17 protein-coding genes and 3 tRNA genes are annotated in these 21,278 nt (G+C 69.9%); 19 read left to right on the forward strand and 1 reads right to left on the reverse strand.

Going from position 1 to position 21,278, the window contains the following annotated elements; genetic code table 11:
* Positions 1–878: pentapeptide repeat-containing protein (locus tag C5N14_RS01905; RefSeq protein ID WP_207892589.1), on the forward strand; the 878-nt coding region annotated here is incomplete at its 5' end.
* A 325-nt stretch (positions 879–1,203) separates the two neighbouring features.
* Here C5N14_RS01905 and C5N14_RS01910 read toward each other — a convergent pair.
* Complete coding sequence (locus tag C5N14_RS01910) at positions 1,204–2,034, reverse strand: M55 family metallopeptidase (RefSeq protein WP_117665079.1); 831 nt, start codon at positions 2,032–2,034, stop codon at positions 1,204–1,206.
* Between the two features lie 727 nt (positions 2,035–2,761).
* Between C5N14_RS01910 and C5N14_RS31945 the strand changes: the two genes are divergently transcribed.
* The 18 genes from C5N14_RS31945 (at position 2,762) to C5N14_RS01995 (ending at position 21,119) form a co-directional block, all read left to right on the forward strand.
* The gene (locus C5N14_RS31945; protein WP_165878016.1) at positions 2,762–2,902 is read left to right on the forward strand and encodes a hypothetical protein; all 141 of its coding nucleotides are present in this window, start codon (positions 2,762–2,764) and stop codon (positions 2,900–2,902) included.
* Between the two features lie 108 nt (positions 2,903–3,010).
* On the forward strand, positions 3,011–5,542 hold the full coding sequence (locus tag C5N14_RS01915; RefSeq protein ID WP_117665080.1) for a bifunctional diguanylate cyclase/phosphodiesterase: 2,532 nt from the start codon (positions 3,011–3,013) through the stop codon (positions 5,540–5,542).
* Positions 5,543–5,670: 128 nt separating this feature from the next.
* A tRNA-Thr gene (locus tag C5N14_RS01920) sits at positions 5,671–5,743 on the forward strand.
* Between the two features lie 25 nt (positions 5,744–5,768).
* Positions 5,769–5,841: transfer RNA gene (locus C5N14_RS01925), tRNA-Met, on the forward strand.
* Between the two features lie 133 nt (positions 5,842–5,974).
* Positions 5,975–6,142: a 50S ribosomal protein L33 gene (gene rpmG / locus C5N14_RS01930; RefSeq protein WP_007073056.1), complete on the forward strand. Its 168-nt coding sequence runs from the start codon at positions 5,975–5,977 to the stop codon at positions 6,140–6,142.
* A 120-nt stretch (positions 6,143–6,262) separates the two neighbouring features.
* Positions 6,263–6,709, forward strand: a complete 447-nt coding sequence (locus tag C5N14_RS01935; protein WP_117665081.1) for a MaoC family dehydratase N-terminal domain-containing protein — start codon at positions 6,263–6,265, stop codon at positions 6,707–6,709.
* Position 6,710: 1 nt separating this feature from the next.
* Positions 6,711–7,103 carry a MaoC family dehydratase gene (locus tag C5N14_RS01940; protein WP_117665082.1) on the forward strand — a complete coding sequence of 131 codons (393 nt, stop codon included), beginning with the start codon at positions 6,711–6,713 and terminating at the stop codon, positions 7,101–7,103.
* Positions 7,104–7,230: 127 nt separating this feature from the next.
* Positions 7,231–7,303, forward strand: a tRNA-Trp gene (locus tag C5N14_RS01945).
* Between the two features lie 209 nt (positions 7,304–7,512).
* Positions 7,513–7,905, forward strand: coding sequence for a preprotein translocase subunit SecE (secE, locus tag C5N14_RS01950; protein ID WP_117665083.1), 393 nt, complete (start codon positions 7,513–7,515; stop codon positions 7,903–7,905).
* A gap of 39 nt (positions 7,906–7,944) precedes the next feature.
* A complete protein-coding gene (nusG, locus tag C5N14_RS01955; RefSeq protein ID WP_117665084.1) occupies positions 7,945–8,667 on the forward strand; it encodes a transcription termination/antitermination protein NusG in 723 nt (240 codons plus the stop codon).
* Positions 8,668–8,849: 182 nt separating this feature from the next.
* Positions 8,850–9,281, forward strand: coding sequence for a 50S ribosomal protein L11 (rplK, locus tag C5N14_RS01960; RefSeq protein WP_117665085.1), 432 nt, complete (start codon positions 8,850–8,852; stop codon positions 9,279–9,281).
* A gap of 81 nt (positions 9,282–9,362) precedes the next feature.
* The gene (gene rplA, locus C5N14_RS01965; RefSeq protein WP_117665086.1) at positions 9,363–10,079 is read left to right on the forward strand and encodes a 50S ribosomal protein L1; all 717 of its coding nucleotides are present in this window, start codon (positions 9,363–9,365) and stop codon (positions 10,077–10,079) included.
* Positions 10,080–10,157: 78 nt separating this feature from the next.
* Entirely contained in the window at positions 10,158–11,027 is an 870-nt protein-coding gene (locus tag C5N14_RS01970) for an ABC transporter ATP-binding protein (RefSeq protein ID WP_117665087.1), read from the forward strand.
* Positions 11,024–11,713 carry a hypothetical protein gene (locus C5N14_RS01975; RefSeq protein ID WP_117665088.1) on the forward strand — a complete coding sequence of 230 codons (690 nt, stop codon included), beginning with the start codon at positions 11,024–11,026 and terminating at the stop codon, positions 11,711–11,713. Before C5N14_RS01970 ends, C5N14_RS01975 begins: the two co-directional genes overlap by 4 nt.
* A 400-nt stretch (positions 11,714–12,113) precedes the next feature.
* Complete coding sequence (gene rplJ / locus C5N14_RS01980) at positions 12,114–12,659, forward strand: 50S ribosomal protein L10 (RefSeq protein ID WP_117665089.1); 546 nt, start codon at positions 12,114–12,116, stop codon at positions 12,657–12,659.
* Positions 12,660–12,713: 54 nt separating this feature from the next.
* Positions 12,714–13,100 (forward strand): 50S ribosomal protein L7/L12, encoded by a 387-nt coding sequence (gene rplL / locus C5N14_RS01985; protein ID WP_117665090.1) that lies wholly within the window; start codon positions 12,714–12,716, stop codon positions 13,098–13,100.
* A 575-nt stretch (positions 13,101–13,675) separates the two neighbouring features.
* Positions 13,676–17,107, forward strand: a complete 3,432-nt coding sequence (locus C5N14_RS01990) for a DNA-directed RNA polymerase subunit beta (RefSeq protein ID WP_117665091.1) — start codon at positions 13,676–13,678, stop codon at positions 17,105–17,107.
* Between the two features lie 124 nt (positions 17,108–17,231).
* Complete coding sequence (locus C5N14_RS01995) at positions 17,232–21,119, forward strand: DNA-directed RNA polymerase subunit beta' (RefSeq protein ID WP_117665092.1); 3,888 nt, start codon at positions 17,232–17,234, stop codon at positions 21,117–21,119.
* The last annotated feature ends 159 nt before the right edge of the window (positions 21,120–21,278 follow it).

Consider the following 21,278-nt stretch of genomic DNA (forward strand, 5'->3'; position numbering starts at 1 on the left):
TAGCCGGGGTGTACGCCATGGCTGGGCTGGCTGATGACTGGCTTGAGAGCCGGCAAACCTGCATCGACGTCCTCTGCGCCTACCTCCGTATGCCTTACACACCTCCACCTGCACAGGGGAGCGACAGTCAGTCTGCCGTGGCGGGGCGCGAAGGGCGGAAGCAGGCCGAAGAAGCGACGCGGTACGCGCGTGAGGAGCGAGAGGTACGGCACACGGTGATCCGCCTCATCGGCAGGCACCTACGAAGCACAGAAGAGGCAACCAACTCATGGTGTGGCTGCGACTTCGACTTCACTGGGGCCACCTTCGACGGTGGCGACTTCTCAGGCGCGGTGTTTTCCGGTGGGCGGGTGTCCTTCGAACGGGCGGAGTTCTCGGGTGGACGGGTCTCCTTTGAACGGGCGACCTTCTCGGAGGGAGAGGTTTTTTTCGGCGGGGCGAGGTTCTCGGGCGGGTCGGTATCCTTCGAACGAACGGCCTTCTCGGGCGGGCGGGTGTCCTTCGGCGCGGCAAGGTTCTCCGGCGGTCGGGTGTTCTTTAACGGGGCGAGGTTCTCCGGCGGGTGGGTGTTTTTTAACCTTGCGAAGTTCTCGGGCGCGCGGATGTCCTTTGACGGGGCGAGATTCTCCGGCGGGTGGGTGTCCTTCGAACGAACGGCCTTCTCGGGCGGACGGATGTCCTTTGCCAGAGCGGCGCTCTCCGGGGGATGGGTGTCCTTCGAACAAACGGCCTTCTCGGGCGGGGAGGTGTCCTTCGGTGGAGCGGCGTTCTCGGGCGGACGGGTGTCCTTCGACGGGGCGAAGTTAGACGTACCGCCAATCTTCGACCGAGGGTCGGACGGCGAGTTTCCACCCGGGGTCGATCTACCGGAGACGTGAGTGCGTGTCGCCCTTGTGTCGCCAGCAGGCAGGGACAAAGGATTAAACCAGGTCAGCGCTCTCAAGTTGGCGCTCTGTAAATCCGTCGCGAAAGCTTCAGAGGTTCGAATCCTCCCCGCCACCAGGTGCACCAGCGGCCCCGACCAGCAGGAATGCTGGTCGGGGCCGCTGTCGTCGTGTCGCTCCCAGTTCTCCGGCCCGTTCGGTCGCTCCCCGATCGGATCGAATCGGGGCCGCCGCCGACCGGCAGATTTTGCGCCGACATCCTGTGCGCGGTCCCGCCCGAGAACTGATCGTGCAGCGGTACGCGCCCCCGGCGTACCGGTCAGGCGTTCTTGACCTGGGCGAGCTGCACGAGGAGTTGGACCACGTCGTACGCCTCGGCGACGTCTCGGCCGGTGAAGGTGACCGTCCGCGCGCCGGCGGCGCGCTCGACGCCCGGGATCAGCGTCGCCATGTCGACGGCGGCGGGATTGTGCAGATCCACCTCCAGCGCCACCGGACCGCTGATCGACAGAGGCGGCACCTGCGCCCGTCGTCCCATCGCGGTGGCCGCACCCTGCCGGAGCCGGTCGCGCGCGACCGCCGGGTGCAGCACCTCGGCGGCGAGCTGACCCAGCGCCCGCTTGACCGGGACGGTCGAGGCTTCGGGCACCAGTTCCAGCAGTTCGGCGCAGGCTGCGTCGTCGCCGCTGAGCAGCACGACCGGGGCGCCGTGCTGACCGGCCAGGGCGGCGTTGATGCCGATCTCGCCGACCTCACGCCCGTTGAGCCGTACGCCGAGGACGGCGTCGCTCATGGTGTGGGCGAGCGTGGCGGGGCCGGTGCCGGCGCGGGCGTGGTAGCCGACGAACAACACGGCGTCCACGTCGTCGTCGAGCCCCGCCAGCATGCCCCGTGGGCGGGGTCGGCCGCGGATCAGCCGCACCCGCCGGTCGAGATCCTCCACCAGCAGGTTGCGGAAGGGACCGTGCCCGTCGACCACGACGATCTCGGCCGACGGCTCCGCGTCCAGCACCCCGGCGACGACGGCGTTGACGTCGGCGGTCATCAGCGCCCGGCCACGCTCATAGTCGTACCGGTCGGGGTTGGTCTCGGTGGAGTGGACGATGCCGGAGACGCCCTCCATGTCGGCTGAGATCAATACCTTTGCCATTCCCCACCCTAACGCGATCAGCCGTCCCCCCTCGGGGCCCGCCCGGCCCGGGTGGGCGGGGGAGGCTGGGGCCGGTGGTGGAAGCGGCGACCGCGCCGAGGGCGAGCACGAACCGGCTCCTGACGCGGAATTCCGGGCCGCGCGCCAGGGGGGACGAACGACCGGTCGGTGCGCCCGTTCGAGGCCCTGGGTGACCCGGATCGGCACGTTCGGCACGTTCGGTGGTTCGATGCGCGGTACGCCTGGTCAGGTACTCGGTCGAGGGCGAGCGGGCGGTGGGCCGGTCGGGTGGCCGAGGCGTCGGTGGCCCGTCGGCGTAGAAGGCGGACCCCCTCCCGGGCTGCCGCCACGAGGTGGAGCGCGGCCGGGTGGGGTCCGGAGAACGACGGTCCCTTTCGATATCTGCTCTACTGTGGTGTGCTGTTCCGGAGCGAAGCGCCATGCGGCTTTAGAGGCACTCAAGGCTTTAGAGGCACTCAATGAGTTTCCGGGGACTGCCCCGTGATTGGCGAATTAGGTCCGAGTGTTCGCCAAATGAAGCGAGGCGTGGAAGGCGAGGTCGCGGGGGTATCGCCCCGCCAGGCAGGGCGTCCTACCGATCGGTCGGACTTGCTGCCGACCAGGCGGAGCCAGGCCACCGAGGGCTTTGTTGCTCTCAGTGTGTGTGGCACCATCATGGAATCTTCACGCCCCCCGTGCTGCCCGTTTCGTGACAGGAGCCCCACAGATGCCTACTCAAAAGCTGGGTCGGCTGCTCGGCATGACCCTGATGCTCTTCGCGCTCGCCTCCGGCGTCGCTTCGGTAGCCTCCGTCGCCGGTGCTCCGCCCGCTGGCGGGCTGGCGACCCTCGAGTTCGAGTGGAACTAGGTTCTTCCCGGTTCGTGTGACACCTGCCGCCGCCCGGGTGACCGGGCGGCGGCGGTAGCGACCAGGCATCGGCGCGGAGTTCACTCTCGGTGACGACAAGGGAGCAGGATGACGAGCCGTGCGACAGCCGTGCGACGACGCGGGACTGACCTCGCCTGGTTGATAACCGGGCCGCTGGCGTTCCTCGCCGTCATCTGCTGCCTGCTGATCGCGCTGGTGGAGCGGGAGCCGTTCGGCGAGTGGGGCCTGGGTCTGCTGCTGCTCACCGCCCTGGTCGCCGCCCACCTGCCGGTCCTGAGCTTCGTCGTCCGGCGGCAGACGTTCTCGGCCACGATCACCGAGATCCCGCTGGTCCTCGCCCTGTACTACCTGCCGCCGCTGACCCTGGTGCTGGTCGCCACCCTCGCCGCGCTGATCGCCCAACTCCGGCGGCGACTCGGTCCGGCCAAGTTCGCCTTCAACGTCGCCCGCTCCGCCGCGGCGACCTCCCTCGCCGCCCTGGTCCTGCTGGCGCTCCCCCCGATCCGGGGCGTGGGGCCCGGCACCTGGGGCATCCTCTTCGCGGCGGTCAGCACCATCACCCTGGTCACCCTCGCCGCCGTGGTCGGCGTGATCACCCTGCTCCAGGGCTGGCAGGCCGGGCTCGAAGTGGTCCGCACGTCCACCGTGCCGCTGCTGGTCGCCGGCGTGAACGCCACCGTCGGCCTGATCATCCTGCTCGCGGTGACCGCCACCTACTGGTCGCTGCTGGTGCTCGGGGCGCTCGCGGTGACGGTGGCCGTGGTCTACCGGGCGTACGCCCAGTTCCTCCGCCAGCACCGCAGCCTCGCCGACATCTACGAGCTGACCCGGGCCATGGCCCGCAGCGGCCAGGACGGCACCCTGCCGGACGCGCTGCTCGGCCGGGTCCGCGCCCTCATGCAGGCCGAGTACGCCACCCTGTGGCTGCCCGCCCAGGGCCGGCATCCGGAGGTGCTGCTGACCGCCCGGGTGGACGGCCACGGCCTGCTCGACTTCTCCAAGATCCCCGCGGCGGTCCGGGAGCGGGTGGTGCAGCAGCGGCAGACCGTCGCGCTCGGTGCCCGGCTCGGCGGCGACCGGGAGCAGCTGGCGATGCTGCGGACCGCCCCCGCGAAGGACGCGATCATCGTGCCGCTGCGCTCGGGGGAGGCGGTGATCGGAACGCTCGAGGTGGTCAACCGGCTCAGCAGCCTCGGCCACTTCACCCCGGCCGACGTGCCGGTGATCGAGACGGTGGCCGCGCACGCGGCGGTGGCCCTGGAGAACTCCCGGCTGGTCGACCGGCTGCGGCACGACGCGTACCACGACACGCTGACCAAGCTGCCCAACCGGCGGCGGATCTCCGGCGCGCTCGACGAGGCGGTGAAGATCCGTGCCCCGGGCGAGGTGGTGGCCGTGCTGCTGTTCGACGTCGACGGGCTGCGCCAGGTCAACGAGTCGCTCGGCCACGCCGCCGGGGACCAGGTCCTCGCCGAGGTCGCCGCCCGGCTGCGCGCCTCCGCGCCGTCCTCGTCGCTGGTCGGCCGGGCCGGCGGCGACGAGTTCCTGGTGACGCTGCGGCTGGAGAACGCCGAGGCGGCGCTGGAACTGGCCACGCGGCTGCGCGAGGAGATCCGCGCCGAGATGGTCTTCGACGCGTTCACCCTCGACGTGGACACCGCGGTCGGCGTGGCCGTGCACCCCGACCACGGCAGCGACGCGGCGACCCTGCTGCAACGGGTCGACCTGGCGGCGTCGGCGGCGAAGTCGATGCCCGGCAGCATCCAGCTGTTCAACCCGGCTCTGGAGTCCCGGTCGCTGCGCCGGCTCGGCCTCGCCGGTGACCTGCGCCGGGCCCTCGACGACGGCGCGTTGGAGGTCTACTTCCAGCCCAAGGTGACCCTGCGGGACCGCCGCCTGGTCGGGGTGGAGTGCCTGGCCCGCTGGGAGCACCCGGCACACGGCGAGGTGGCCCCGGAGGACTTCGTGGCGGTGGCCGAGCACACCGGCCAGCTCGGCCGGCTGACCGAGGCGGTGCTGCGGGAGGGGCTACGGCGCAGCCGGGACTGGACGCACGCCGAGCAGCCGCTCGCCGTCGCGGTCAACCTCTCCGCCCGTACGCTCATCGACCGGCACTTCCCCGACCAGGTGCGTGATCTGCTGGCCGAGTACGACGTCCCACCGCAGCGGCTCACCTTCGAGATCCGGGAGGCCGGGGTGCTGGACGGCACCGACCGCCCGATCCCGACCCTGCGCCGGCTGCGCGACCTCGGCGTCCGGCTGTCGGTGGACGACTTCGGTACCGGCTCGTCCTCGCTGGCCTACCTGCGTCGGCTGCCGGTGCACGAGGTGAAGGTCGACCGGTCGTTCGTGCAGGGCATGGCGACCGACCCGAGTGACCTGGCCATCGTCAACGCGGTGGTGACCCTCTCCCAGCAGTTCGGCCTGGCGGTGGTGGCCGAGGGCGTGGAGAGCGAGCTGACCCTGGAGTTGCTCCAGGACATCGGCTGCGAGATCGGCCAGGGCTTCCTGTTCAGCCGTCCGCTGCCGTACGAGCGGCTGGAGGCGTGGTTCGGGGCCCAGTTGGAGTCCGAGGCGCTCGTCGGCCCGGATGTCCGCCGGCTGCGCGTCGTCCCCTGACGCGCCGGCTCCAAAGGGGCGCTGACCTGGGCGGACGTTTACCCACCCGACGGCGGGGGGATCCGATTTCACCTCCGGGGCGGGGCCGTGTACTCTTACCTCTGCGCGGCCACCGAGTGATCGTGCAAGCCCCCTTAGCTCAGTCGGCAGAGCGTCTCCATGGTAAGGAGAAGGTCTACGGTTCGATTCCGTAAGGGGGCTCAAAGGGTCCGGTGGGGCCCGCCGCGGCGGTGTAGCTCAGATGGCAGAGCAAGCGGCTCATAATCGCTGTGTCGCCGGTTCAATTCCGGCCACCGCTACTCTCGTCCTCCGGGTTCGTTCCCGGTGGTCGGTGGGATGGGCGCCACAGGCGCCCACTTTGCATGTCCGCGTTCTCAGCACGTAAGCTGAGGCGCTTTAGTTGTTGACCGTTAGCGAGGAAGGCACTCCGCCGTGGCGAAGGCTACCGATGTCCGGCCGAAGATCACTTTGGCGTGTGTGGAGTGCAAGGAGCGCAACTACATCACGCGCAAGAACCGCCGCAACGACCCGGACCGCATCGAGCTGAAGAAGTTCTGCCCCCGGGACGGCCGGCACACGGTCCACCGCGAGACCCGCTGACCCACCGCCGGCGCAGGCCGGCCACTCGACACCCGATCGCCGATCCGGAACGGATGCGCGGCTTCTGCCGCACGTCCGCCCCCGGGTCGGCTTTCGTGCTTTCCGTGTAGGTTCTCGGGCATGCCCTTGGACCAGTCCTTCGTCGGCCGGACCTATCCGCCGACCGCCCCCTACCAGGTGGGCCGAGAGAAGATCCGCGAGTTCGCCACCGCGATCGGCGCCGCCGACCTCGCGTACCACGACCCGGAGGCCGCCCGGGCGCTCGGTCACCCGGACGTGGTCGCACCGCCGACCTTCCCCATCGTGCTGACGATGGCCGCCAGCCGGCAGATCATCGACGACCCGGCGATCGGCGTCGACTACAGCCGGGTGGTCCACGGCGACCAGCGGTTCGCGTACACCCGCCCGGTGGTGGCCGGTGACGAGTTGGTCTGCGCGAACACGATCGAGGCCATCAGCAGCCGGGGCGGGCACGACTTCCTGACCACCCGCACCGATGTCACCACCGTCGCCGGCGAGCCGGTGGTCGCCGTCTGGTCCAAGCTTGTCGTACGCGGGGAGGCCTGACATGGAGCTGCCCACCAAGACCTTCCGGGTCACCCGGGCCGACCTGGTCCAGTACGCGGGCGCCTCGGGCGACTTCAACCCGATCCACTGGAGCGACCGGTTCGCCACCGGCGTCGGCCTGCCCGGGGTGATCGCGCACGGCATGTTCACCATGGCCCTGGTCGGCCGGGCGGTCAGCGAGTGGGCCGGCGCGCCCGACGCGGTGGTCGACTACGGGGTCCGGTTCACCCGTCCGGTGGTCGTTCCGGACGACGACGACGGCACCGAGGTCGAGGTGACCGCCAAGGTCAAGGACACCACCGAAGAGGGCCTGACCAGGCTGGACATCATCGCGACGTGCCGGGGGGAGAAGGTGCTCTCGCAGGCCCGGGCGGTGATCCGGACGCCCCGCTGAGGGGATTCCGCCACGCGAGGGGGTGGACCGGTTGGGAAAGTGGCGTCGCTACCCGTACACTGGTCCGCCGTGGGGCAAGTGACCCCGCCCGGTGCTTCATGGCCGGGTCGGGCGAGCGTTGCCGCACAGGGGTGTAGCTCAATTGGCAGAGCAGCGGTCTCCAAAACCGCAGGCTGCAGGTTCAAGTCCTGTCACCCCTGCGCCTCAGGCCTGACCGTTCCCGTGGGTCGCGCCGCCAACCGGCGGCGTCCGGCCCGTGGTGGTGGTATCGGCGTGGTGGTTCCGAGGCATCGGGCCCGTCCGTCGATCCGCCGGCCGCGGCCCGTCGCGGGACGGTTGGTCCGGCCGGCGTGACCAGCGCCGCGCATGCCGCACCGGCGTGCGACCCGATTCCGCGACGGAGGGCGAAGTGGCCGAGAACAAGCGGCGCAGCGAGGACGCCGGCGACGACGACCGTCTGAACGACGAGGTCGTCGACGACGTGGCCGCCGACGACGCCACCGACGCGGACGAGCCGGTCTCCCGTGGTGGCACGGCCACCCGGGCGCGGGCCAAGGCCGAGTCGGCCGATGAGAGGAAGACCCGCAAGGACACCGAGCGGGTGGGGCTGTTCGCCCGCATCGCGCGGTTCTTCCGCGAGGTCGTGGCCGAGCTGCGTAAGGTCATCTGGCCTACCCGCAAGGAGCTGCTGACCTACACCGCCGTGGTCGTCACCTTTGTCGCCGTGATGCTGACGATCGTGGCCGGCCTGGACTACGCCTTCGCGAAGGGCGTGCTGTGGGTCTTCGGCAACCCCAGCTGACCGGCTGACTCAAGCCGATAGTGACGGAAGTGAGCGAGCGTGCCTGAGTACGACGAGACCGCCGAGACCACGGACGAGCAGTCCGCGGTGGCGACGGCGGCCAACGATGAGTCGGTCGAGGCCGCCAGCGAGCCGGACTTTCCGACCACCGAGCCCGCCCCGGAAGTGGACTACGACCCGGTCGCGGAGCTGCGCCAGAAGCTGCGCTACGCGCCGGGTGACTGGTACGTGGTGCACTCGTACGCCGGCTACGAGAACAAGGTCAAGACCAACCTCGAGACCCGGATCACCTCCCTCGACATGGAGGAGTACATCTACCAGGTCGAGGTGCCGACCCGGGAAGAGGTCGAGGTCAAGAACGGCAAGCGGTCCCAGATCCAGGCCAAGGTGTTCCCCGGCTACATCCTGGTCCGGATGGAGCTGACCGCGGAGTCCTACTCCTGCGTGCGCAACACCCCCGGGGTCACCGGCTTCGTGGGGGCGACCGACCGGGCCGACCGACCGGCGCCGCTGAGCCTCGACGAGGTGATCAAGTGGCTCGCCCCGTCGATCGAGACCGAGCAGAAGAAGGCCAAGCCCGAGATCAAGGTTCTGGACTTCGAGGTGGGCGACTCGGTCACCGTCACCGACGGCGCGTTCGCCTCGCTGCCGGCGACGATCAGCGAGATCAACGCCGACCAGCAGAAGCTCAAGGTGCTGGTGTCGATCTTCGGCCGGGAGACCCCGGTCGAGCTGAACTTCAACCAGGTCACCAAGATCTGACGTTCCGGTCGCCGGCGGTGGGCAGCAGCCCGCCGCCGGCGTACCCGTTCCGCCCCCTCGCCGGACCTCGGCGCAGGGGGCGGCGGAGCGTTGCGCTACCCTAGAACGTCGGCCGTCGCCTCGCGCTGACCGTGCGCGCCCCCGGCCGGCACCTTTCCCAGTTCCAAGCCCCAGGAAGAGACATGCCTCCGAAGAAGAAGCTCGTCAAGACGTTCACGCTTCAGCTGCCGGCTGGCCAGGCCACTCCGGCGCCGCCGGTCGGCCCCGCGCTCGGCCAGCACGGCGTGAACATCATGGAGTTCTGCAAGTCCTACAACGCGCAGACCGAGTCCCAGCGGGGCGACGTCGTCCCCGCCGAGATCAGCGTGTACGAGGACCGCTCCTTCACCTTCATCCTGAAGACCCCGCCCGCCACCCGGCTGCTGATCAAGGCCGCCGGCGTGCAGAAGGGCTCCGGCGTCCCGCACAAGGAGAAGGTCGGCTCGGTCACCCGCGCCCAGTTGCGGGAGATCGCCGAGAAGAAGATGTCCGACCTCAACGCCAACGACGTCGAGCAGGCTGAGAAGATCATCGCCGGCACCGCCCGGTCGATGGGCATCGTCGTCGCCGACTGACCTCGGTCACTGCTTCCCGATCAGTTCGTGGGAGGGCACGCGGACGCCGCGGCCCGCCATAGACCACAGGAGTAACCAGAAATGCAGCGCAGCAAGACCTACCGCAAGGCCGCCGAGGTCATCGACCGGTCGAAGCTCTACACGCCGGCCGAGGCGGTCAAGATCGCCAAGGACACCACCAGCGCCAAGTTCGACGCCACGGTCGAGGTCGCCATGCGCCTCGGCGTCGACCCCCGCAAGGCGGACCAGATGGTCCGCGGCGTGGTCAACCTGCCGCACGGCACCGGCAAGACCGCCCGCGTGATCGTCTTCGCCGCCGGCGCGAAGGCCGAGGAGGCCGCCGCCGCCGGTGCGGACGAGGTGGGCACCGACGAGCTCGTCGCCCGGATCCAGGGCGGCTGGCTCGACTTCGACGCGGCGATCGCCACGCCGGACCAGATGGCCAAGATCGGCCGGATCGCGCGGATCCTGGGCCCGCGCGGCCTGATGCCGAACCCGAAGACCGGCACGGTGACCATGGACGTCACCAAGGCCGTCTCGGACATCAAGGGCGGCAAGATCACCTTCCGGGTGGACAAGCACTCCAACCTCCACCTGATCATCGGCAAGGCCTCGTTCTCCGAGACCCAGCTGGTCGACAACTACGCCGCGGTCCTCGACGAGGTGCTGCGGGCCAAGCCGTCGGCGGCGAAGGGCAAGTACCTGAAGAAGATCACCCTCACCACCACGATGGGCCCGGGCGTGCCGGTCGACCCGAACCTGGTGAAGAACCTCCAGGAGGGCGCGACCGAGGCCTGAGCACCGCTGCCTCGATGGGGCCCCGCCACGAGCTGTGGCGGGGCCCCATCCGTCTGTCCGGTGTGGCAGGCTCGCGGCATGCGGTGGGAGGACGTCTGGCTGCGATACGGCCGGCGCGGTCCGTGGGTGCTGCGGGAGGCGAACCTGCGGCTCGGCCCGGGCGAGGCCGCGGTGGTGGTCGGCCGCAACGGCGCCGGCAAGTCGACGCTGCTCCAGTTGGCGGCCGGGGTGCTCAGGCCGACCCGGGGCCGGGTCGTCGACCGCCCGCGGCACGTCGGCTGGGTACCGGAACGGTTCCCCGCCGACCAGCCGTTCACCGTGCAGCGTTACCTGGCCGGGATGGCCCGGGTGGCCGGGCTGGGCGGGAGCGAGGCCGACCTGGCGGTCGACCGGTGGACCGGGCGGCTCGGCCTGACCCGGTTCCGGGGCGTGCGCCTTCCCGAGCTGTCCAAGGGCACGGCCCAGAAGGTCGGCCTGGCCCAGGCGATGCTGCGCCGGCCCGGCCTGCTCATTCTCGACGAGCCCTGGGAGGGCCTCGACACCGCGGCCCGGGAACTGGTCCCCGGGCTGATCGACGAGGTGCTGGCGGCCGGCGGGTCGGTGCTGGTCAGCGACCACCGGGGCGAGACGGCGCGGCTACCGGGCGCCACTCACTGGACCGTCGCCGACGGCACCGTCACCGCGCGGGCGTCGGCCGACGCGCCGGTCGAGGCGCTCGTCGTGGTCGAGGTCGCGGTCCCGGCCGCGCGGGCGGCCGGCACCGTCGCCAGGTTGCGCGCCGACGGCCACCACGTTCTCGGGGTACGCGCCGCGGCCCCGCCCGACGCCCCCGCCCCCGGAGCGCCGGCCACACCGGTCGCCGGTGAACCGGGCGGTCCGCCGGCCCCTGCCGACGGGGCGGGCGGGGGCGTGCCGGCAACCGGGCCGGCCGGGCGGGTGGGCCGGTGAGCGGGCTGGTCCGGCTGCGGCTGGCCGGCTTCCTGCGTACCGGACGGGCGGTCGCGCCCCTGCTGGCCGGGCTGCTCGCCCTCGGCGTCCTGTACGGCGGCGGTCGGGCGCAGCCGGCCGAGGCGTACGGCGTCTCGGCGGTGGTGCTGTTCCCGGTGCTGGCGTGGCAGACCAAGATCCTGCTCGACGTCGAGCCGGACGTGCAGCGCCGGCTGGCCCTGGTGCTCGCCGGGGCGGCCCGGGAGCGGGCCGCCGGGCTGCTCGCGGCGGTCGTGGCCGGGCTCGGCACGGTCGCCGTCGGGTTGGTCCTGCCGTGGCTGGTGGGCGGGGTGACCAGCCAGGTGACGCCGGGCGGCCGGTCCCTGGCCGCCGGCGTCGCCCTCGGCGTCTGGGCGCACCTGCTCGCCCTGCCGGCCGCCGTGGCGCTCGGCGCGCTGGCCAGCCGGGCGGTCACGGGCAGCGCCGGGTATGGCGTCGCGGTGCTGGCGCTCGGCGTGGTCGGCACGCTGGTCCTGGGTCTGTCCGACTCGGTGGTGCCGTGGTTGGCGCCCCCGGTGATGCCCGCCGCCCGGGCCATTGCCGCCGGCCCGTCCGGCGCCACCGTGGCGCTGCTCAGCGGGTGGGCGGTCGCCTGGAGCGCCACGGCCCTGGCCGGGTACGCCTGGCGCCGGCGGGCCCGCGCCTGATCGCGACCGCCCGGGTGCCGCACCTCGCGTTCGCTGGGCCGCTGCGGGCCCGGTGCGCGGCGAGCGGGGTCGATCACCGGCGGGGGAGTGACGGGGCGCACCCGGGGGCGATTTGGCGGTCGCGGGGCGTGTCGCGTAACCTTGGCGCGAAGTACCACCCAGAGACCGCTGGTCACCGTGCTCCGGCACGGTCGAAGGTCCCGCTTCGACGGGCGACCCGCGCAGGGCGGCAAGCGAAACTCGGCTCTGTTCCCGTGGTCCACCGACTGCGGTGCGATCGGCCGGCCCTCGCCCCGTGCGCCCTGCGCCGGGGCTTTTCTCGTTGTCGTGGCCCCTCCGGTACCGCGGAAGCCTGCCGGCTTCCCGGTGGACCAGCCTGGAGCAACGAGAGAGGAGGGACATGGCGGACAAGCCGATCCGGGCCGACAAGGCCACGGCCGTCGTCGAGCTGACCGAGAACTTCCGCAACGCGGGCGCTACGGTGCTGACCGAGTACCGTGGTCTGACGGTTTCCCAGCTCACCCAGCTGCGGCGCTCGCTCGGCAAGGAGACCACCTACACGGTCGCGAAGAACACGCTGGCGAAGCGTGCCGCGACCGACGCGGGTATCTCCGGGCTCGACGAGCTGTTCACCGGTCCTACCGCGCTGACTTTCGTTTCGGGCGACGTCGTCGAGGCGGCGAAGGGGCTTCGCGACTTCGCGAAGGCCAACCCGAAGCTCGTCATCAAGGGCGGCGTCTTCGAGGGCAAGGCCATTTCCGCGGCCGAGGTCACGAAGCTCGCCGACCTGGAGTCCCGCGAGGTGCTGCTGGCCAAGCTGGCCGGCGCGATGAAGGGCAACCTGAGCAAGGCCGCGGCCCTGTTCCAGGCCCCGCTGTCGAAGACCGCCCGGCTGGCGGCAGCGCTGCAGGACAAGCGCGAGAAGGAGGGCGCCGAGGCGGCCTGAGGGCCCCCCGGCGCACCCACGTTCTTAGTCAAACATTAGGAAAGGACGCCAGACATGGCGAAGCTCAGCACCGACGAGCTGCTCGACGCGTTCAAGGAGATGACGCTGATCGAGCTCTCCGAGTTCGTGAAGCAGTTCGAGGAGACCTTCGAGGTCACCGCCGCGGCTCCGGTCGCCGTCGCCGGCCCGGCGGGCCCGGCCGGCCCGGCCGCCCCGGTCGAGGAGGAGAAGGACGAGTTCGACGTCGTCCTCGAGGCCGACGGTGGCAAGAAGATCCAGGTCATCAAGGTCGTGCGTGAGCTGACCGGCCTGGGCCTGAAGGAGGCCAAGGACGCGGTCGAGGCCGCGCCGAAGGCCATCCTGGAGAAGGTCAACAAGGAGACCGCCGAGAAGGCCAAGGCCAAGCTCGAGGGCGAGGGCGCCAAGGTCACCCTCAAGTAATTGGGGCTGTACCGGGCGCGCCCGGCTCACGTGAGCCAGGGCACAATCCGACGCGGCGGGCGGCGATCCGAATTCGGGATCGTCGCCCGCCGTGTTCGTGCTGGGACCGCCAGCAACGGTCTGAGCAGGGCGTGGGCGCCCGGTACCCGGCGGTGCGGCGGGGCCGGCCGGTCGTCCGTCGGTGGGAAACACGTGTCGCTGACGAGACCGGCCCTTGACGCGGCCCCGGGCCGCCAGGCACGCTGACACCAGCAAGACCTTCCGCGCTTGCAACGGCCACCTCTTGGGTATTGGCAACGGCGGCACCACCGGCCGCCGCACCCGAGCGGTTCCGTAGGTCCGCCGCGTTCCGAGCGGCCCGGTCAGTCCCCCTTTCGGGGGAAGCCGAGGCGCGTTCCGCGACGACTTGCGGGCTGGGCTGGACAGCGGTTAGCCTCTCGGCTACACTGCTAGTTTGCGCTGCCTTCTGACTTTATCCCTGCGCAGAAATGTCCGATTGCGGGTATTTCTGGTGGGGTCATTGGAGTGCACGCGTACCAGCCGTTCTGCAGCACCGGTCCTCGGAAGGACGCATCTTGGCAGCTTCCCGCCCTGCGAAGACCAGTCGTACGTCGAGCGCTTTCGCTCCCCGCCGAGTCTCTTTCGGCAGGATCACCGAACACCTCGAGGTCCCCAACCTCCTCGCCATCCAGAACGAGTCCTTCGACTGGCTCGTCGGCAACGAGGCTTGGCAGGGCCGGTCGGCGGACGACCCGCACGCACGCTCGGGTCTCGCGGAAATCCTCGACGAGATCAGTCCCATTGAGGACTTCTCCGGCACCATGTCGCTCTCCTTCTCGGCACCGCGCTTCGACGAGGTCAAGGCCTCGATCGAGGAGTGCAAGGAGAAGGACCTGACCTACTGCGCCCCGCTGTTCGTGACGGCGGAGTTCACCAACAACACCACCGGCGAGATCAAGAGCCAGACGGTGTTCATGGGTGACTTCCCGATGATGACGCCCAAGGGCACCTTCATCATCAACGGCACCGAGCGCGTCGTGGTCAGCCAGCTCGTCCGGTCCCCGGGCGTGTACTTCGACAAGCAGCCGGACAAGACCTCCGACCGCGACCTCTCCAGCGTCAAGGTCATCCCGAGTCGGGGTGCCTGGCTGGAGTTCGACATCGACAAGCGCGACACGGTCGGCGTCCGCATCGACCGCAAGCGCCGGCAGGCCGTCACGGTCCTGCTCAAGGCCATCGGTTGGTCCGCCGAGCGGATCCGCGAGAAGTTCGGCTGGTCCGAGCTGCTGATGACCACGCTCGAGAAGGACCACATCGCCGGCCAGGACGAGGCGCTGCTAGACATCTACCGCAAGCTCCGCCCTGGCGAGCCGCCGACCCGCGAGAACGCCCAGACCCTGCTCGACAACCTCTTCTTCAACCCGAAGCGGTACGACGTCGCCAAGGTCGGTCGGTACAAGTTCAACAAGAAGCTCGAAGTGGGCGTGCCGATCACCACCGGCACTCTGACCGAGGACGACATCGTCGCCACCGTGGAGTACCTGTGCCGGCTGCACGCCGGTGAGGACGGCTACGAGGCCGACGACATCGACCACTTCGGCAACCGGCGCCTGCGTACCGTGGGTGAGCTGATCCAGAACCAGGTCCGGGTCGGCCTGTCCCGGATGGAGCGGGTCGTCCGCGAGCGGATGACCACCCAGGACGTCGAGGCGATCACGCCGCAGACCTTGATCAACATCCGCCCCGTGGTGGCGGCGATCAAGGAGTTCTTCGGCACGTCGCAGCTGTCCCAGTTCATGGACCAGACCAACCCGCTGGCGGGCCTGACCCACCGGCGTCGGCTGAGCGCGCTCGGTCCGGGTGGTCTGTCCCGGGAGCGGGCCGGCTTCGAGGTCCGCGACGTGCACCCGTCCCACTACGGCCGGATGTGCCCGATCGAGACGCCGGAAGGCCCGAACATCGGCCTGATCGGCGCGCTCTCCACCTTCGCCCGGGTCAACCCGTTCGGCTTCATCGAGACGCCGTACCGGAAGGTCGTCGACGGTCGGGTCACCGACCAGATCGACTACCTGACCGCGGACGAGGAGGACCGGTTCGTCAAGGCCCAGGCCAACGCGCCGCTGAAGGCCGACGGCACGTTCGCCGAGGACCGGGTCCTGTGCCGCCGTAAGGGCGGCGAGACCGAGGACGTGGTTCCCGGCGCCGTCGACTACATGGACGTCTCGCCGCGGCAGATGACCTCGGTCGCGACCGCGATGATCCCGTTCCTCGAGCACGACGACGCCAACCGGGCCCTGATGGGCGCGAACATGCAGCGCCAGGCCGTGCCGCTGGTCAAGGCCGAGTCGCCGCTCGTCGGCACCGGCATGGAGTACCGCGCCGCCGTCGACGCCGGTGACGTGGTCGTGGCCGAGGTCGGCGGTGTCATCGAGGACCTCTGCGCCGACTACATCACCATCCACCAGGACGACGGCCACCGCCGGACGTACCTGCTGCACAAGTTCCGCCGCTCCAACGCCGGCTCCTGCGTGAACCAGAAGCCGGTGGTCTTCGAGGGCGACCGCGTCGAGGCCGGCCAGGTCATCGCCGACGGTCCGTGCACCGACGAGGGCGAGATGGCGCTCGGGCGCAACCTGCTGGTGGCGTTCATGTGCTGGGAGGGCCACAACTACGAGGACGCGATCATCCTGTCGCAGCGCCTCGTGCAGCAGGACGTGCTCACCTCGATCCACATCGAGGAGCACGAGGTCGACGCCCGGGACACCAAGCTCGGCCCGGAGGAGATCACCCGCGACATCCCGAACGTCAGCGAGGAGATGCTCGCCGACCTCGACGAGCGCGGCATCATCCGGATCGGCGCCGAGGTCGTCCCCGGTGACATCCTGGTCGGCAAGGTCACGCCCAAGGGCGAGACCGAGCTGACCCCGGAGGAGCGGCTGCTCCGCGCGATCTTCGGCGAGAAGGCGCGCGAGGTCCGGGACACCTCGCTGAAGGTGCCGCACGGTGAGACCGGCACGGTCATCGGCGTGCGTACCTTCTCCCGGGAGGACGGCGACGAGCTGCCCCCGGGCGTCAACGAGCTGGTCCGGGTCTACGTCGCCCAGAAGCGGAAGATCCAGGACGGCGACAAGCTCGCCGGCCGGCACGGCAACAAGGGTGTCATCTCGAAGATCCTGCCGATCGAGGACATGCCGTTCCTGGAGGACGGCACCCCCGTCGACATCGTGCTCAACCCGCTGGGTGTGCCGTCCCGGATGAACATCGGCCAGGTGCTGGAGACGCACCTCGGCTGGGTGGCCAAGACGGGGTGGAACGTCGAGGGCGACGACTCCGAGTGGAAGCGCCAGCTGCGCTCCATCGAGGCGCACGAGTCCGAGCCGGACACCAACGTGGCCACGCCGGTCTTCGACGGCGCCCGCGAGGAGGAGATCTCCGGTCTGCTCGCGTCGACCCTGCCCAACCGGGACGGCAAGCAGCTGATCGGCTCCTCCGGCAAGGCGCAGCTGTTCGACGGCCGCTCGGGCGAGCCGCTGCCGGACCCGATCGCGGTCGGCTACATCTACATCCTGAAGCTCAACCACCTGGTCGATGACAAGATCCACGCCCGGTCGACCGGCCCGTACTCGATGATCACGCAGCAGCCGCTGGGTGGTAAGGCGCAGTTCGGTGGCCAGCGCTTCGGTGAGATGGAGTGCTGGGCGATGCAGGCGTACGGCGCCGCGTACGCCCTGCAGGAGCTGCTGACGATCAAGTCCGACGACGTCCTGGGCCGGGTCAAGGTCTACGAGGCGATCGTCAAGGGCGAGAACATCCCGGAGCCGGGCATTCCGGAGTCGTTCAAGGTGTTGCTCAAGGAGCTGCAGTCGCTGTGCCTCAACGTGGAGGTGCTTTCCAGCGACGGTGTGGCCCTGGAGATGCGCGAGACCGATGACGAGGTGTTCCGGGCCGCGGAGGAGCTGGGCATCGACCTGTCCCGGCGCGAGCCGAGCTCGGTCGAAGAGGTGTAGGTGGTGAGGGTTGGGGGGGCCGATCGACCCGCTCTGGGCGGTCAGGCCTGATCCCGACGCGGGTCGGCCGGCCCCCCAACCCCGCCCATGATCTAGCTGTAAAGACGACGACATAGGGGACATAGTGCTCGACGTCAACTTCTTCGACGAGCTGCGCATCGGCCTCGCCACCGCCGACGACATCCGTCAGTGGTCCCACGGCGAGGTCAAGAAGCCTGAGACGATCAACTACCGCACCCTCAAGCCGGAAAAGGACGGGCTCTTCTGCGAGAAGATCTTCGGCCCGCAGCGGGACTGGGAGTGCTACTGCGGTAAGTACAAGCGGGTCCGGTTCAAGGGCATCATCTGCGAGCGCTGTGGCGTCGAGGTGACCCGCTCCAAGGTCCGCCGGGAGCGGATGGGTCACATCGAGCTGGCCGCTCCGGTGACCCACATCTGGTACTTCAAGGGCGTGCCGAGCCGGCTGGGCTACCTGCTGGACCTCGCCCCGAAGGACCTCGAAAAGATCATCTACTTCGCCTCGTACGTCGTGACGAGCGTGGACGCCGAGTCGCGTCACCGTGACCTCTCGACCATCGAGAACGAGATCCTGGCCGAGAAGCGGCAGGCCGAGAACAGCCGCGACTCGGAGATCGAGAAGCGGGCCGCCAAGCTCGAGGCCGACCTGGCCGAGCTGGAGGCCGAGGGCGCGAAGGCGGACGTCCGGCGCAAGGTCAAGGAGGGCGGAGAGCGCGAGATGCGCCAGATCCGCGACCGGGCCCAGCGCGAGATCGACCGCCTGGACGAGGTGCTCGACACCTTCCGCAAGCTGGACTCGAAGCAGCTCGTCACCGACGAACTGCTCTACCGGGAGCTGCGCGACCGGTTCGGCGAGTACTTCACCGGCGGCATGGGCGCCGAGGCCATCAAGGCGCTGGTCCAGAACATGGACCTCGACGCCGAGGCCGAGAGCCTGCGCGAGACCATCCGCTCCGGCAAGGGCCAGCGGAAGATCCGGGCGCTCAAGCGGCTCAAGGTCGTCGCGGCCTTCCTGAACACCCGCAACTCGCCGCTCGGCATGGTGCTGGACTGTGTCCCGGTCATCCCGCCGGACCTGCGCCCGATGGTGCAGCTCGACGGTGGCCGCTTCGCGACCTCCGACCTGAACGACCTGTACCGCCGCGTGATCAACCGGAACAACCGCCTCAAGCGGCTGATCGACCTCGGCGCGCCCGAGATCATCGTCAACAACGAGAAGCGGATGCTCCAGGAGGCCGTCGACGCGCTGTTCGACAACGGCCGCCGCGGCCGGCCGGTCACCGGCCCGGGTAACCGCCCGCTCAAGTCGCTGTCCGACATGCTCAAGGGCAAGCAGGGCCGGTTCCGGCAGAACCTGCTCGGCAAGCGCGTCGACTACTCCGGCCGTTCGGTCATCGTGGTCGGCCCGAAGCTGAAGCTGCACCAGTGCGGCCTGCCCAAGCAGATGGCGCTGGAGCTGTTCAAGCCGTTCGTGATGAAGCGGCTGGTGGACCTCAACCACGCGCAGAACATCAAGTCCGCCAAGCGGATGGTCGAGCGGCAGCGGCCGGTCGTGTGGGACGTGCTGGAAGAGGTCATCGGCGAGCACCCGGTGCTGCTGAACCGCGCGCCGACCCTGCACCGACTGGGCATCCAGGCCTTCGAGCCGCAGCTCGTCGAGGGCAAGGCGATCCAGATCCACCCGCTGGTCTGCACCGCGTTCAACGCCGACTTCGACGGTGACCAGATGGCGGTGCACGTGCCGCTGTCCGCCGAGGCCCAGGCCGAGGCGCGGATCCTGATGCTGTCATCGAACAACATCCTCAAGCCGGCCGACGGCAAGCCGGTCACCATGCCCACCCAGGACATGGTCATCGGGCTGTACCACCTCACCCACCTCACCGCCGGTGAGAAGGGCGAGGGCCGGCCGTTCAGCTCGGACGCCGAGGCGCGGATGGCCTTCGACGCCGGCGAGCTGCACCTGCAGGCGCCGGTGAAGATCCGCCTGCGCGGGCTGGTCGGGGTCGACAACGGCGCCGGCGCCGAGCCGTGGGTCGCGCCGGAGGGCTGGGTCGAGGGTGAGCCGCTTACCGTCGAGACCACCCTGGGCCGGGTGCTGTTCAACGAGACGCTGCCGCAGGGCTACCGCTTCGTGAACTACGAGATCCGCAAGGGTCAGCTCTCCGCGATCGTCAACGACCTCGCCGAGCGCTTCCCGAAGGTGGCGCTGGCCGCCACCCTGGACGGCCTCAAGGAGGCCGGTTTCCACTGGGCCACCTGGTCCGGCGTGACGATCGGCATGGAGGACGTCATCGCTCCGCCGCGCAAGCGGGAGATCCTGGAGCGGTACGAGAAGGAAGCCGACCGGATCGACAAGCAGTACCAGCGGGGTCTGATGACCGCCGAGGAGCGTCGCGGCGAGCTCATCGAGATCTGGACCAAGGCGACCAACGAGGTCGCCAAGGAGATGGACACCGCGCTGCCGCAGGAGAACCCGCTCTGGAAGATGATCAACTCGGGTGCCCGCGGTAACCTGCTCCAGCTCCGCCAGATCGCCGCGATCCGTGGTCTGGTGGCCAACCCGAAGGGCGAGATCATCCCCCGGCCGATCAAGGCCAGCTACCGGGAGGGTCTGTCCGTGCTGGAGTACTTCATCTCCACGCACGGTGCCCGTAAGGGTCTCGCCGACACCGCGCTGCGGACCGCCGACTCGGGTTACCTGACCCGTCGTCTGGTGGACGTGTCGCAGGACGTCATCATCCGCGAGGAGGACTGCGGCACCGACCGGGCCATCCCGATGCAGATCGGCGAGCGGCGCGACGGCAAGCTGTACGTCCACGAGCACGCCGAGACCAGCGTGCACGCCCGGACCCTGGCCGACGACATCAAGGGGCCGGACGGCAACGTCGTCGCCGAGCGGGGCCAGGACATCAACTCCATCGGGGTCGACCGGATCGTCGCCGCCGGGGTGGAGACGGTGCGGGTGCGCAGCGTGCTCACCTGCGAGTCGAAGCTGGGCGTCTGCGGCGCGTGCTACGGCCGCTCGCTGCCGACCGGCAAGACCGTGGACGTCGGCGAGGCGGTGGGCATCATCGCCGCCCAGTCGATCGGTGAGCCCGGTACGCAGCTGACGATGCGTACGTTCCACACCGGTGGTGTCGCGGGTGAGGACATCACCCAGGGTCTGCCCCGTGTCCAGGAGATCTTCGAGGCCCGCGTCCCGAAGGGCAAGGCGCCGATCGCCGACACCCCGGGCCGGATCCGGATCGAGGACGGCGAGCGGTCGCGGAAGATCATCGTGGTGCCGGACGACGGCAGCGAGGAGATCGTCTACGACAAGATCTCCAAGCGGGTCCGGCTGCGCGCCCACGACGGCGACCACGTCGAGGTCGGCGAGAAGCTCACCGAGGGCACCATCGACCCGCACGAGCTGCTGCGCATCCTCGGCCCGCGCGCGGTCCAGGTCCACCTGACCCAGGAGGTCCAGGAGGTCTACCGCTCGCAGGGTGTGCTCATCCACGACAAGCACATCGAGATCATCATCCGCCAGATGCTCAAGCGGGTGACGGTCATCGACTCCGGCTCGACCGAGTTCCTGCCGGGCGTGCTGGTCGACCGGGCGCTGTTCGAGTCGGAGAACCGCCGACTCGTGTCCGAGGGCGGCGAGCCCGCCGCCGGTCGTCCGGTGCTGATGGGTATCACCAAGGCCTCGCTGGCCACGGACTCCTGGCTCTCGGCGGCCTCCTTCCAGGAGACCACCCGGGTGCTGACCGACGCGGCGATCAACTCGCGCAGCGACTCGCTGGTCGGCCTCAAGGAGAACGTGATCATCGGTAAGCTCATCCCGGCCGGTACGGGCATCAGCAAGTACCGCAACGTCCGGGTCGAGCCGACCGAGGAGGCCAAGGCCAAGGTCTACTCGATGACCGGGTACCCGGAGACCGACTACGGCTTCGGGCCGGCCAGCGGGCAGGCCGTGCCGCTGGACGACTTCGACTTCGGGTCGTACCGCTAGAGCACGCACTGACGACGAGGCCCCCGGCGCCGCCGGGGGCCTCGTCGCGTCCCGGGGACCGTCGGACCGGGGGCCGGGTGCGGTCGGGGATCGAGTCCCGGCAGGTCACGCCGGGTGCCGGACCGGCCCGCACCCGGTTCGCTGCCCCGCGTGGGGCGG

The sequence above is a fragment of the Micromonospora sp. MW-13 genome, from assembly GCF_003434305.1.
GTDB lineage: Bacteria > Actinomycetota > Actinomycetes > Mycobacteriales > Micromonosporaceae > Micromonospora.